The following is a 13,549-nucleotide window of genomic DNA, read 5'->3' on the forward strand; positions in this document are numbered from 1 at the left end:
AAAACACCTGCCTTGCAGCTAAAGCGAAACTTATTCTCCCACAGCTTTACGCAGCGAGACCGGCATTTGCTTTTTCAGCTGTTGTACCAGATCGTAAATGTGGTGAATATTTAAACTTACTTTAGCACGTGTACAAGCCACGTAAAGCAATCTTAACTCTTCGTCACTAATTTTATGGTCTTTTTCATTGACCTTAAACTGATAGTCATCTTCGATATGCACACGGTCCCATTCCAGGCCTTTGGCCTTGTGGGCGGTCGAGATAATGTAGTCGGCCTGTTCAATCGGGGTAATTTTGGCTAAGGCTCTTTTGAGTGGGTCGGTGCCGTGATCATCCACCAGTTTGACCAGCGGTTTAATGTCACTGCCATCATTGGTTTCACAGTATTCATGCACATCATGCCAGGAATTAAACCAAGCCAGTTCGGGTACATCGGTGACACGGCGGCCCTGTTTCAGCATACTGGCTGCATCGACAAAACGGTTTAGTCTGACATGATCGGCCTGCAAGCTGACTTTGTCGCCATGCACCAGTCCGGAAAGCAGCAATTCCATGGCGCGGGCATTGGTGCGGCACAAAATCGCATCACGCTGTTTGGTATGCGGTTTATTCACCACTTTAGAATTCAGTAACGGATTGCCGAGCAAGGGCACGGTTTCGTTTAATGCACCTAAAATAGCGTTGGCATTTAAGGCAATCTCTTCACCAAAACGGAACGAGGTGGTCAGGCGTGATTCAGGTAGCGGCAGCTGTTGCATGGCATTGACCGCACCACGCCAGGCATAAATCTGTTGATGGGCATCGCCGACATAAATCACCTGGGTATTTCTTTGACGTAGCAAAATTCCGAGCATCAGCGGGTCAGCATCTTGTGCTTCATCAAACAGCACATAGTCTGCAGGAATATTCGGTTCAGACAAGGCCCAAAGTTTCAGGTAAATATCATGCCCTATACCGGCTTGATGATTGGGATCAATCGACTCCAGCCAGCGCCGTTCAATGGCCGGATAAAGATGCTTCTGCAATTCTTCAATATCGTCCGGATGTAACCAGCTCGGTGCCTGCAGATGTCGCGGTGCCGGATACTGCGAACTGGTCGAGCAGAAATAGCTGACCGCATTGGCCACCAGACTGGCGAGACGCGACGGCATCATCACATATTTTTCATAACGGCCGCCCATCATCCGGCGCAGGGTAATCGGTTGTAGCCGGTATTCCTTGGCAATAAAGCTCGGACTTAAACGCGGCAAGCGCAGTTTGTCGGTGATACCACGCGGCACACTGCGAAAAGCCAGCGAGTGAAAGGTTCGACAGTCGACATTGCGATGAAATTTACTTTGTGCTTCTGCTGCAATGGCTTTGTTAAATGCCAGATACATGCCACGCCGTTCTGGCATGGCATCACTGATCATTTGCAGGGTGGTGGTTTTACCTGTGCCAGCATAGGCAATCACCTTGAAGGAATTGCCCAGACGCGCATTATCTATAGCAAGCGCTTGCTCGTAGGTGGGATTGGGCTTTTTAGATACTGACACGGTAAAGACTGAATTAATGCTGACGATTGGCTTTTTCCACCAAGCCAGACAGGCCTTGGCGACGCGCCAGCTCGTTTAATACCAGTTGTGGATCGAGGTCGAAATAACCCAGCATCACAATGGTATGGAACCATAAATCGGCAACTTCGTAAATCAGGTCGTTTTTATTGTCGGTATTGGCTTCAGATTTAAAATCTTTGGCTGCGATGATGGTTTCAACGCTTTCTTCACCGACTTTTTCCAGAATTTTGTTCAAGCCTTTGTGATACAGTTTGGCGACATAAGATGAATCCGGATCGGCTTTTTTGCGCTCTGCCATCATCTGGCCCAAATAATCCAGAACTTCGACCTGTTCAGACTGGGCAGTCGAGGCATTCATGGCTAGGGTATGTGGATTGGTTGATTTTTCAGCATAAATCTGGCTTGGATCTTTCAACTGTGCATCGACAATTTCCCAGCCATTTGCGGTCAATTTGCGATAAAAACACGATTCACGACCAGTGTGGCAGGCAATACCACCGTGCTGTTCAATCTGCAAAATAATCACGTCGGCATCACAGTCCAGACGGATTTCATGCACAGTCTGGAAATGACCGGATTCTTCACCCTTGTGCCATAACTTGTTGCGTGAACGGGAGAAATACACGGCCTGATTTTTCTCGGCAGTGAGCGCCAAAGCCTCCCGGTTCATCCAGGCCACCATCAGGACACGTCCGCTTTGATGATGCTGGGCAATGGCAGGGATCAGACCTTGTTCGTTAAATTTTACTTCATCGAGCCATTGCGCGTTGTTCATGAGAATTTCACCAAAAATATGTTCAAAATGGAAAACAGCGAATCAAAATCGCAGCTGTATAGTGTACGTGATTAGCGACTGTTTGAGAAAAAAATATACGTATGAACCTTTTGATTTCTGATTCAAGAGGTTCAGGTGCTTTATTCACCCAAGATTTTATAATATTCCAAGCATAGGAAAATAAACCGGTTCACTTAATCAAGCGCCTATAGTTTTTCCTCTACTTGATTTTATAAATCCTGCATCAGCTGCGGAAAATTCTGTTTTTCCACCATTTCCAAAAACTCATCCCCCATGCGCTGGCTTTCTGCTACAGACTGATTCCACATTTGAATCCGCTGTTTTTGGTCCAGCCCTTTTAGAGTGAAATCTTTACGATCCGGCAAGCGACCGAGCGGTAAGGACTGTAAATATTCGATTGAGGGGGAAAGTAGTAAAGTCCGTGCCTGATTTTCCGGATTGGCCTTGCGCTTTTTCAACATCTTGTCAAACCAGCCCGGAGTAATGCTGTCGCTAAAATGCGGATACAGCACAATGCCCTGGCTCTGAAACGGCAGATCAAGGTGATAATCAATTAAACCGCCATCACGGTAACTGCCTTTCGGGGCATCGGGAATATCTCGGATTGCCGCCATCACTCCGGGAATAGAAGCTGAAGCCATCAGCCAGGAGGTGACATTGCTGAGATTTAAAGGCTGATAATGCGTGGTAAAATCATCCTTGACTTTAAATTGTGTCCCCATTTCCGGTTGGCTGATTACCCTTTGCATAAACAGACGGTTGTGTTTACGTGCCACGGCATTACTGCCAATAATGCCGGCAACCGATGCCAGTAAAGGCAGGGATCTGTCACTCTGGAAAATGTGCTGGGCTTTGACCGAGATGACGGTCAGATGATAGTCCGGATGCTCAACCAGCTGCTGTTCTTTGCCTTGCATCAGATCGAGCAGCATGTTACGGCAAATTTGCCCTACTTCCTGCCGTGACATTTTTTTATGGAAATACAGGTTGGTATAAAGCTCCGCAAGGCGTTCGGTGCCTTCTTTTGCACCCCATGCAGCAATACTGGCAAAACGCCAGCTACCGATGGATGAACCAATCAGGGTTCTGCGCTGTGGCGCTTGTGCCAGAAAATCGCCAAAAATGGCTTGATCGAGGCCTTGAATGCCAAGGCCTTTGGGGCCACCTGCTGCACCGGGAACAATATCGACAAAATTCGCCTGCAAACCTTCTTTTTCAATGAGTTGGCGTGCCAACCGGCCAGCACGGACATTTAGAGAAGAAGGGCGTTTTTGCAAGATTTGCATCATGATCTATCATTCAATCTACAGGTGTACTGTTATTCTAATCTGTCTGGGGTACGCAACAATGGCGAGATCATTCAGTGAATGACTGATGAGTCAGTAAAAATAAAAATCCGCATCTTACGTAAAGCTGCGGATCGATAAACGGTTTTTTAAAAGGATTTTAAGCCTAGAACATACGGATATTGAGCCCTAAAGAAGCCAGTCCATAACGTTTATCTAGGCGTGATGCCGTGACCCCGTTATAGAGAAAGGGAATATTGCCAACAAAGTTGTTCTGATAGATTTCACCCTGCAAGAAAGCAGTGATCTGTGGAGTGAAATCGTAGCTGAATTTTACGCCAAGTGTATGGTTGTCTTTAATCGCGGTATTACCAAAATTACTCACGCGATCATCAATATCGTTACGCCATAAACGCTGATATTGATAGGCAATTTGGCTTTCAAACTGTTTATAGCGCCAGTTCCATGAGCCGCCTAGGCCTGCATAATAACTATCGTAATTCAGGTCTTTCTCGATATCAAAACCAAACTCGTTGGCATTACCTTGAATGTTCAACTCATTGATAGTAATACCATCTTTTGAGCAAGGCTGAGCCAACTGTGCATTATATTGATTACTGTCATTGACTGAGATGTCCATTAAGCAGCCTGCCAGCTTAGCCTGAAGGTCAACATTGCTGACTTTTACTTTGCTATAACCTACACTGGCAAAAGCATTGAGCTGGTTCATCGGATCAAGTTTACGCGAGAAGATGGCATCGAGCTGTAGCTGAAGGTCTTCTGGGCTGTGTACCTGAACCTGATTAAAGGTTTGCTGATTCACCAAGGTTGGACTGGATTTAGATAGGGTATCTGCAGTATTACCCCAGAGGCTGGCACGGAAACTTAATGCATCGCGCTTTTTCAGCTGTAGTTCCGGCGTGTAACGTAAGGCGAGCAAGGCACTGTCAATTTTGTTGCTATCCTGACGGTATTCAATTTCACGTTGCCAGTAGCTTGCTTCAATGGACCACTGGGGATTTAGTTCATACTGACCAGACAAATGAAAACCTTGGTAATCTCCAGCTGAGCTATCACTGACCCCTTCGCTTTCACGCATATTAAATATATCAATGCTGTCATTGACTGCGTCCACGGCAAGATCTATTTGCAGTGTAGAAGCAGGAGCATTAAAGTTTTTTGCATTTAGATACGGATCATTCGGAGCAGCGTAAGCAATAGCAGTACCACCTAAAAATAATCCCAGAATGGCAGATATTTTCTTCATATTTTTTCCAGATGATAAAAAAGAGCTGCTTTGCAGCAGCTCTTTAGTTTCAATTATTGCGTTACTTTAAATTTAGCCGATACACCTGATCCATCAATTGTACCTAAAGTATATTTAGATGCGAGGACTGGAGAACCATCAGCTTTAGTAATAGCGAAAACAGGTGTTGCTTTAAGGACTGCAGTCATGGTAACTGTGTCACCTTTTAAGCTAAAATTGTTGAGCTGAGTTGCTAAAGATGCTGACAATGAACCTAAAGTCGCTGTATTTAGCGCAATTTTACCGTTACTCAGTACATCTTTATCAGCGTTTATGGTGAAAGTAGTTTTTAAGCTATTGATTGTTGAATCAACCTTAATCTCTGTACCTGCTGGAATGGTAGCTGCAGTTAATGTACCTGCATTAAAGTTAAGATTTAACTTATTTGCAGAGATCGTTAATGTTTTAGTACCAGTATTAATGTTTAATGCAGCAGTAGCAACAATTGGGCTAGCCGTTGTTGCATATGTACCTTTAGGAGTGATACCCACCAAAAGGTTATTTAAACTTGCTACTTGAATCGGGTTAGTGAGAGAAGCATTTAGTGCTGTAATCGTTTGGTTTACACCCTGTACATTAAAGCCATTCAATTCTAAATAGTCTGCATAGAAATCATTTGCATTTTGAACAGATGTAGTTGTTTCAGCTGGAAGAGTCACTGTTGGAACGTTAGTTTGAATCTGCGTAATTGCATTCGCAATGGCAGTATTAGATGTTGGAGCAGTAGGATCGGCAACAGCTGTACTGATTGCTTTAAGTGAATCTTCAACTTGAGCAGGTGCTTGAGTTAGGACAGGTGCCAAAGCAGTGACAATTTTTTCCACAGCAATAGACTCTTTGGCTTCAACAACTACGGTTTCAGTCGCTGCCTTAATACTCTCAGTACCTTGACTGAATGTCGCAGCAGGTACATTTTGAATCGCAGTTTCTACAGATTGAACATTGCTTGAAATGACTTCTGCACTTAAAGCTGCGAGGTTGGTTTGTACATTTGCCAAGTTTGCCGCAGTTTCGGCTGGTAAATCTTCTTTTACTGCTTCTACAGTTGCCGAAATTGCAGCTGTAATTGTAGCTGTGCTTGTTAAGTTATTATCTGAGGTAGGAGCAGATAATGCAGTTTGTAATGCAGAAAATGCTACAGTATTTAAGTCCGCTTGAGTGGTGCTACCGCCTAGAGACGCGACAACGGTTTGAATCTGTTCAACCATTTGTTGTACTGCAACCGTCTTTGCATAGACAGCCTGATCTTTCATTGGATCTACTGAAAGTAAATCTTTACCTGCTAAGCCCAAAGCCGTTGCAATTTTTGTGGTTGCTTCTTCAGGTGTAGCACCCGCTGTGATACTGGCTTGAATGAGTGTAGTAATTGGCGAAACTACAATGGTGTTTTGCTCATTTGATGTACGTTTTGGCGCTTTAATTTCTCCAGTAAACGGTAAATCAGTCGCTGTGTCGATACCACCAGTGATGGTTACAGGACTTGATGTACAGCCTTGAGGGAAGGTGAATGTACCGTCACTTTTTGTTGTTGTGGTAGCATTATTACATTCAGTGAAAGTTACTGTAGCACCTGCTAGTGGCCCATCTACAGCCAGACCGCTAATAGTGGGTGCAGCAGGCGTAGACGAACTACTTCCCCCACCACCACAAGCCGCCAATAATGAAGTTGCAATTGCTAATGTTGTTAGTTTAAAAGTTCGATTGAACATAGTATTCCCTAAAGCCTAAGTTTTAGTTATGAGTGATGCTTAACTTTATAAGAACCTATCCAGAATATTTTCTATGCAAAAGTAGCCTTAAAAAGGCTAAATTAATGAACTGAAGGCTCGTATTTAGGTGCTTTTCACAGTTTTTCCAGAGCCTTCTGCATTTTTCTAACCAAGCAAATGATCTTTCCACAACCCAGCGTTGTGGAATGACTGCAAATTTATGTAATTCACTTCGTTTAGCAACTTCAACTCGGGCTCTGATTAAATTCTTAACAGCCAAATAAAAGGGTTCGCCTGTATAACCACCATCAACAAGTACAACCTCTACATTTTGTAAGGTATCTCTATGTATAGTTATGGCATCTAATGCACCTTGGCGATCCGTTTTATCTGCTGTCGTAACCAATATTCCATGCGGGAGACCTTGAGTATCAACAATAATATGTCTTTTAATGCCTGAAACTTTTTTACCAGCGTCATAGCCTTTATCACGTGCAGTATCTGTGTTTTTTACACTTTGTGAATCAATGATGATAAAGCTCGTTTGTTCTTTCCGTCCATTGCTGATACGGGCCTCGCCAACCACATTTTTTTAAAGCTTGCTCAAGTATGCTAGGTTCAGTTTCTGATGGTTTTTTATTCCAAATCGAGAAGTAATAATGCACAGTGCTTTTAGCTGGGAAGTCTCGAGGAAGCATACTCCATTGGCATCCACTTTTTAAAATATAGAGTAAGGCGCAAAATATTTCATAGACATCAACGACTCTTGGACGTGTTTGTTTTCTTCCGCTCAATAGTAACGGTTCAATTTCTTTAAAGGCTTCTCGACTAATGTCGCTGGGATATGGTTTTCTCATTGAATAATTTTAACAAATTCTTTTTTTAAGTGCTAAAAAAGAATGAAATTAATACTGGATAGGCTCTAACAAAAAAATGGTTAAAAAATAAGTGAAAAAAACACCTAAATTGAACTAAATGCAACAAATCATTATAAATAATAATTGAATAATCACTTTAGATATTATGAAAAAAATCAGCCCATTATAAACGGGCTGATATTATTTTTGAATAGAGAATCTTATTTCGCAATTCGCCAGACAGCCAGCAAGCTCACAAGTATGATCAGAATAATAGATACATACCATGGTGCAATAATCGCAATGGATAGCAAAATGGCCATAATGCTGCCAAAAATCCAGCTGCGTTTTTGCTGATGTTCCATTTGCAGACGCATGCTTTGCAGTTCATGCAATTGTTTGGAATGCCAGGCGGACTGGTTTTTTAAACCATTCAGGCTGTCAATCATCAGACTTGGTAAATCCTGTGCACCCAGCAGAAGGTCTGGAATTTGCTGACCAATTTCCTTCATGTTTTTCACTGGATTCATATTGACTTTAATCCAGTCAGTTAGAATCGGTTTCGCCAGTTTCCAGATATCAAGGTCCGGGTAGAGGTCGGTGCCCAAACCTTCTACATGAACCAGTGTTTTCAGCAATAACATCAGCTGCGGAGGAATTTCCAGATGGAAACGGCGGGCGATATCCATCACTTGAATCAGGATGCCGGCAAAGTCCAACTCGCTCATCGGTTTTGATACCATTGGACCTACGGTGCGACGCATTTCACGGGCCAGAGCATCCTGGTCGGTACCCGGTGGAATCCAGCCAGCTTGGTGCACAATCTGAATCAGCTGCATAAAGTTACTGTTCATGACCGCAAGTAACATGCGTGCTACGGTCATCTGGTCATGCTTGGAGAGCTCACCCATAATCGCACAGTCCAGTGCAATAAAGCGTGGATTAGCTGGATTAATGGTTTCGACAAACACGTTACCAGGATGCATGTCGGCATGGAAGAAGTTGTCACGGAACACTTGGGTAAAGAAAATGGTCAGGCCTTTTTCTGCCAGGTCCGCACGATTCATACCCATCTGGTCAAAAGTCGCGGTATCAGAAATCGGAACCCCGGTGATGCGTTCAGCAACCATGACATCTTTGCTGTCCATATACACTTCAGGCACATACATCATGCTAGAGCCGGTGAAGTAATGGCGCATGCGACGGGTATTGTCGGCTTCTAGGGTCAAATCCAGCTCATTTAAAATGATCTGACGATAGTCCTGAATAATTTCCGATAAATGCAGGGCACGTGCTGCTTCCAGACGTTTTTCCAGCGCTGCTCCCAGCCAGTCCAAAATTTCAAAATCTTGCAGAATTTGAGTGCGGATATTGGGGCGTGTAACTTTCACCACCACTTCGCGACCATCATGTAACGCTGCAGTATGTACTTGTGCAATCGAGGCAGCGGCCAAGGGTTGCGCATCGAAGCGGGCAAACAGCGTGTTGACATCGGCTTTGAGCGATTCTTGAATGCGGGTTTTGGCAACGCTATTGTCAAATGGTTTGACTCGGTCTTGCAGTAATACCAGCTGTTGTAACACTTCAGGTGGCATCAGGTCGCGACGAGTAGAAAGTAGCTGTCCCAATTTAATCGCCAGCGGTCCCATTTCCTCTAAAGCCTGTTTCAGCTTGAGGGGATTTTTACGTTCACGGCTTGACCATGCCGCAGGGTGCATGCGAATGAAACTTAAAGCATGGCGGGCTTTTTCCGGTAATTCTTCCGCAGGAAACAACGTGTCGAGTCTATAGTGCGCGGCAATGCGCCAAAGTTCGAGTAAACGTGAAACGTGCGGAATCATAAATGTAATTACCTAGTCTTGAGATGAAGCGGGTGTATCTGAATCAGCATCAATCTGTGCCTGAAGCTGTTGAATCTTGGCTTCAGCACGGTCTAAATTTTGATTGAAAATTCGGGTATCTTGTTGCAGATCGTCCATTTGCCAACGTGCAGCAAATAAACCTGTATCTTCTTTTAACGCATCTTCAGCAAAGAATAAATAACTTTCTAAGGAACGTTTTAAATGTTTTGGTGCCAGCTGGATTTTACCCAGTTCATGTGCAAGGGCAGGACCAATCCAGGGACTTAAATGGGCAGCAAGATCAGGTTCAGCTTGTTGCATGATGCGCTGAATATCCTGTAGCAGGTGATAGTCACCCTGTAGCGGAATATTGCCCACATTATCTGCCAGCAGCAGTTTGATCAGCTCAACCACATTTTTAACCTGTAAGGTTGCGGTGGCTGGCATAATAGATGTTTGTTGCGGGTCAAACGGGCGTTGCTCAAAAATGGACGGACGTTCTGCCTGACCGGTGACGGTCGGTTTTAGGCGCACTTTATTTTCGTCAAAAAACACATCAACAGAGAGTTGCGGTGAGTCAATCACCACCCGCAGCATCTTGCCTTGCAACTGATTCAGCTGGATGCGGGTAATGGCATCCAGATCAATCACATGATGAATTAACCGTTCAACTGCACCCAGTGCCAGAATCGACCACATAGTATAAAACCTTAAAGTTTAAAGCCGCGGTGAACCGCCACAATACCACCCGTCAGGTTGTGGTAATCACAGTTCTGGAAGCCGGCATTTTCCATCATCCCTTTTAATGTGCGTTGGTCTGGGTGCATACGGATGGATTCGGCTAAATATTTATAACTTTCAGAATCGTTGGCAATAATTTTACCCATAATCGGTAAAGCCGTGAATGAATACAGGTCATACAGTTTAGAGAATGGCTCAAACACCGGTTTAGAGAATTCAAGTACCAGCAAACGGCCACCTGGCTTAAGCACGCGGTACATGGCAGCCAGCGCAGCATCTTTATCGGTCACGTTACGTAAACCGAAGCTGATGGTCAACAAGTCAAAACTGTTGTCTGCAAAGGGTTCCAGTGTTTCAGCATTGGCCAAAACGAAGTCTACATTGGTACAGCCAGCATCAGTCAGGCGGTCACGACCGACGTTCAGCATAGACTCGTTAATGTCAGACAATACCACATGACCGGTAGGACCGACTTCACGGCTAAAGACTTTGGCCAGGTCCCCTGTACCGCCGGCAATATCCAGCACATGCTGACCACGGCGTACGCCTGACATATTAATGGCAAAACGTTTCCATAAGCGGTGAATACCGAATGACATCAGGTCATTCATGATGTCGTATTTGCTGGCGACTGAATGGAAAACTTCCGCCACTTTCTGGGCTTTATCTTCACTGCTGACGGTCTGGTAACCGAAGTGGGTAGTCGGACCGACATTACCAGTGTTGGCGCCACGAGGCAGATTGTATTTGGGTACTGAACCGGTCACTGGCGTATCGGTTAACTGTTGTTGTAAAGATTGTTGCTGACCTTGGGCAGTGCCTTGCGGAAGAGGCTCAGTTAAGAAAGGACTCACTTTGTCTGTATTTTGTGCCGACTCAGGGGTAGAGGGAGGCGTTTGCTTTTCGTTAGACATTAGAGTCACTCCTAACATAAAAATAGGGTTAATGTTGCAGTGCTTGCATGATGACAGATTCTAGGACGTTGTACAGCAATCCGCATGCAATTGTTATGAATAATATACATAAAATCTGCTCTGTGTTTTTATTCACTGCGCAATTTGTTATTTCCATCACAACATAATTTACTGAAACGGGTGAGGATCGCCTGCGTGAACCTTATGGATAATCTGACGTTCAACTGCGGTAAAATCCTTCACGAATTTCTCAGCTGACTTTAACGGTTTCATGGCCAAAAAGCCATCCTGCATAAATTCATACATGATGTTGAAATTATATTTGCTGGCTGCTCCCTTACACATTTTAAATGCAGCCTGAACCATAAACGAGCGCATGTATTTATCCAGGCTAAAACCCAGCTGGTCGAGTAAATCCAGCTGTTTTAAACGAGACTGCCCCTGATCGAGTTTAAGATAAGTCAAACGCATCATCTCATCATTTAAAGCTTCGTGCGGATGATAATCTTCAAGTAGCTGCATGGCCACTTGTTCATCCAGCTGTACCGCCAAAATGGCTAAAGATACCCCTGATGTGCCTGTTTTCACCGCATTTTCAGGAATCAGCTTTTCAGCCTTGTGTGCATATTTCATCAAGCGGGCAATCTGCTCAGCCAGTGCGTCAAAATCTGGACCGCCATAGAGACGGTTCAGAAAATACTCTGACATCAATACATTCTGCTTTTCAGCAAACTGTTTACTATGGGTGGCCTGCATGCGCTGTTTTTGCCAGGCCTGTACATCTTGCAGGCGCCGAAAAATGTCAGGATTTTGATGATAATTCAATTGATAATACAATTCTAAAAGATCATCCAATGCAGCCAGTTTAGACATGCTGTGTCTCTATTATTTTTTAGATGGCTAAATATTAGAGCGAGACGGGCAAAGTCGCTATGACAAACAGCAAGAAAAATGGTTTAAATTAAGTCAGTTTGCCGGGAATCGCAGCAATTCTGAGCAACATAAACACTATGTGGTCAAATTTAGTCTAGGATTATGCTTGAATAGACTGAAATTTAGAAAAAAGGATAGGGGAAAAGATGACACTGAAAAAAACAAAAAATCTGCTGCTGGATGAAGATGAACTTTCCCTGAATTTGATTGAAGCACAATATCAGTTAAGAAATACCCGTGGTCAGAGTAATGCCAAAAGCGTACTGGTGCTGGTCAATGGCATTGAACTGGCTGGAAAGGGCGAGGCGGTGAAGCAGCTGCGTGAATGGGTCGATCCGCGTTATTTACTGGTTAAGGCTGATGCCGCCAACATGTTCAATAACACACAGACCTACTGGCAGCCGTATGCAAGCTTTATTCCTGCCGAAGGCCAGCTCATGGTGTTGTTTGGCAACTGGTATAGTGATTTGCTGGCCACCGCCCTGCATGTATCCAAGCCTCTGGATGAATCGCAGTTTGATACCTATATTGCCAATATGCAGGCTTTTGAGCAGGACTTAAAAAATAATCATGTCGATGTGGTGAAGGTCTGGTTTGATCTGTCTTGGAAATCTTTGCAAAAGCGAATGGATAATCTGGATCCCCATGAAGTGCGCTGGCATAAATTACATGGTCTGGACTGGCGTAATAAAAAGCAGTACGACAGTTTGCAAAAGCTCAGCCAGCGTTTTACCAAGGATTGGAACATCATTGATTGCGAGGATGAAAAATTACGTAATCAACAATTTGCACAGATCATTTTGGCGGCTATGAAAAACTGTCCGGAGCATTTGAGCGAAGTAGAAACCGAATGGGAACAGGCGCCTGTTCCAGAGTTGTTGCTGCATCCAGAAAATCAGTCCACGACCAAAGAAGACTATAAAAAAGAGCTGAAAGAACTATCTGTAAAAGTGGCCGAGGCGCTACGTTTTGATGACCGTAAAGCCATTATTGTATTTGAAGGTATGGATGCGGCAGGCAAGGGCGGTACCATCAAACGGCTGGTGAAAAATCTTGATCCGCGGGAATATGACATTCATAGTATTTCGGCTCCTGAACGATATGAGATGCGTCATCCGTATTTGTGGCGTTTCTGGACCAAGTTGCAGACTGATGAAGACATCCGGATTTTTGACCGTTCCTGGTATGGACGGGTGCTGGTGGAACGCGTGGAGGGACTGGTCAGTGAGCATGCGTGGCAGCGGGCGTATGATGAAATTAACCGCTTTGAAAGGGATCTGGCCAATAGTCAAACTGTAGTGATCAAATTCTGGCTGGCGATTAGCAAGGATGAGCAGGCCGCCCGTTTTAAAGCCCGTGAAGAGACGCCAAACAAACGCTTTAAAATCACTCCAGAGGATTGGCGCAATCGGGAAAAATGGGATGCTTATTTGGATGCAGCTGCGGATATGTTCGAACATACCAGCACCACTTATGCACCGTGGCATATTATTGCCAACGATGACAAAAATACCGCACGTTTAGAAATATTAAGAACCATTTTAAAGCAGCTGAGAACCAATTAGGTTCTCAGCTGCAAGCGGAATTTTTTATTAATAGAGCGAGGGAT

11 protein-coding genes are annotated in these 13,549 nt (G+C 44.3%); 1 reads left to right on the top strand and 10 read right to left on the bottom strand.

All coding sequences use genetic code 11. The annotated features are described in order from the left end of the window. Positions 1-30: 30 nt before the first annotated feature. From JFY49_RS01730 to JFY49_RS01775, 10 genes are all read right to left on the bottom strand, one after another. Positions 31-1,536 carry a UvrD-helicase domain-containing protein gene (locus tag JFY49_RS01730; protein WP_200223536.1) on the bottom strand — a complete coding sequence of 502 codons (1,506 nt, stop codon included), beginning with the start codon at positions 1,534-1,536 and terminating at the stop codon, positions 31-33. Positions 1,537-1,549: 13 nt separating this feature from the next. Further along, on the bottom strand, positions 1,550-2,332 hold the full coding sequence (gene hisIE, locus JFY49_RS01735) for a bifunctional phosphoribosyl-AMP cyclohydrolase/phosphoribosyl-ATP diphosphatase HisIE (protein WP_086195222.1): 783 nt from the start codon (positions 2,330-2,332) through the stop codon (positions 1,550-1,552). Between the two features lie 230 nt (positions 2,333-2,562). Beyond that, positions 2,563-3,642 carry a patatin-like phospholipase family protein gene (locus JFY49_RS01740; RefSeq protein WP_086195223.1) on the bottom strand — a complete coding sequence of 360 codons (1,080 nt, stop codon included), beginning with the start codon at positions 3,640-3,642 and terminating at the stop codon, positions 2,563-2,565. A gap of 163 nt (positions 3,643-3,805) precedes the next feature. Beyond that, complete coding sequence (locus JFY49_RS01745; RefSeq protein ID WP_086195224.1) at positions 3,806-4,906, bottom strand: autotransporter outer membrane beta-barrel domain-containing protein; 1,101 nt, start codon at positions 4,904-4,906, stop codon at positions 3,806-3,808. Between the two features lie 53 nt (positions 4,907-4,959). Then, positions 4,960-6,654: a hypothetical protein gene (locus JFY49_RS01750; RefSeq protein ID WP_086195225.1), complete on the bottom strand. Its 1,695-nt coding sequence runs from the start codon at positions 6,652-6,654 to the stop codon at positions 4,960-4,962. Between the two features lie 55 nt (positions 6,655-6,709). Beyond that, positions 6,710-7,511 (bottom strand): IS5-like element ISAba37 family transposase gene (locus JFY49_RS01755; protein ID WP_180082508.1). Its coding sequence is split into 2 segments (ribosomal slippage): positions 6,710-7,246 and positions 7,248-7,511, totalling 801 coding nucleotides; the frame shifts between segments, so codons are not numbered across the junction. A gap of 221 nt (positions 7,512-7,732) precedes the next feature. Beyond that, positions 7,733-9,352, bottom strand: a complete 1,620-nt coding sequence (locus tag JFY49_RS01760) for an ABC1 kinase family protein (protein ID WP_086195226.1) — start codon at positions 9,350-9,352, stop codon at positions 7,733-7,735. A gap of 12 nt (positions 9,353-9,364) precedes the next feature. After that, the gene (locus JFY49_RS01765; protein ID WP_086195227.1) at positions 9,365-10,051 is read right to left on the bottom strand and encodes an SCP2 domain-containing protein; all 687 of its coding nucleotides are present in this window, start codon (positions 10,049-10,051) and stop codon (positions 9,365-9,367) included. Positions 10,052-10,062: 11 nt separating this feature from the next. Then, positions 10,063-11,007: a bifunctional demethylmenaquinone methyltransferase/2-methoxy-6-polyprenyl-1,4-benzoquinol methylase UbiE gene (ubiE, locus tag JFY49_RS01770; protein ID WP_086195228.1), complete on the bottom strand. Its 945-nt coding sequence runs from the start codon at positions 11,005-11,007 to the stop codon at positions 10,063-10,065. A 168-nt stretch (positions 11,008-11,175) separates the two neighbouring features. After that, complete coding sequence (locus tag JFY49_RS01775) at positions 11,176-11,880, bottom strand: FFLEELY motif protein (RefSeq protein ID WP_086195229.1); 705 nt, start codon at positions 11,878-11,880, stop codon at positions 11,176-11,178. 206 nt (positions 11,881-12,086) lie between these two features. Between JFY49_RS01775 and JFY49_RS01780 the strand changes: the two genes are divergently transcribed. Beyond that, positions 12,087-13,505, top strand: a complete 1,419-nt coding sequence (locus JFY49_RS01780; RefSeq protein ID WP_086195230.1) for a phosphate--AMP phosphotransferase — start codon at positions 12,087-12,089, stop codon at positions 13,503-13,505. The last annotated feature ends 44 nt before the right edge of the window (positions 13,506-13,549 follow it).

The sequence above is a fragment of the Acinetobacter sp. CS-2 genome (assembly GCF_016599715.1).
In the GTDB taxonomy this organism is placed as follows: domain Bacteria; phylum Pseudomonadota; class Gammaproteobacteria; order Pseudomonadales; family Moraxellaceae; genus Acinetobacter.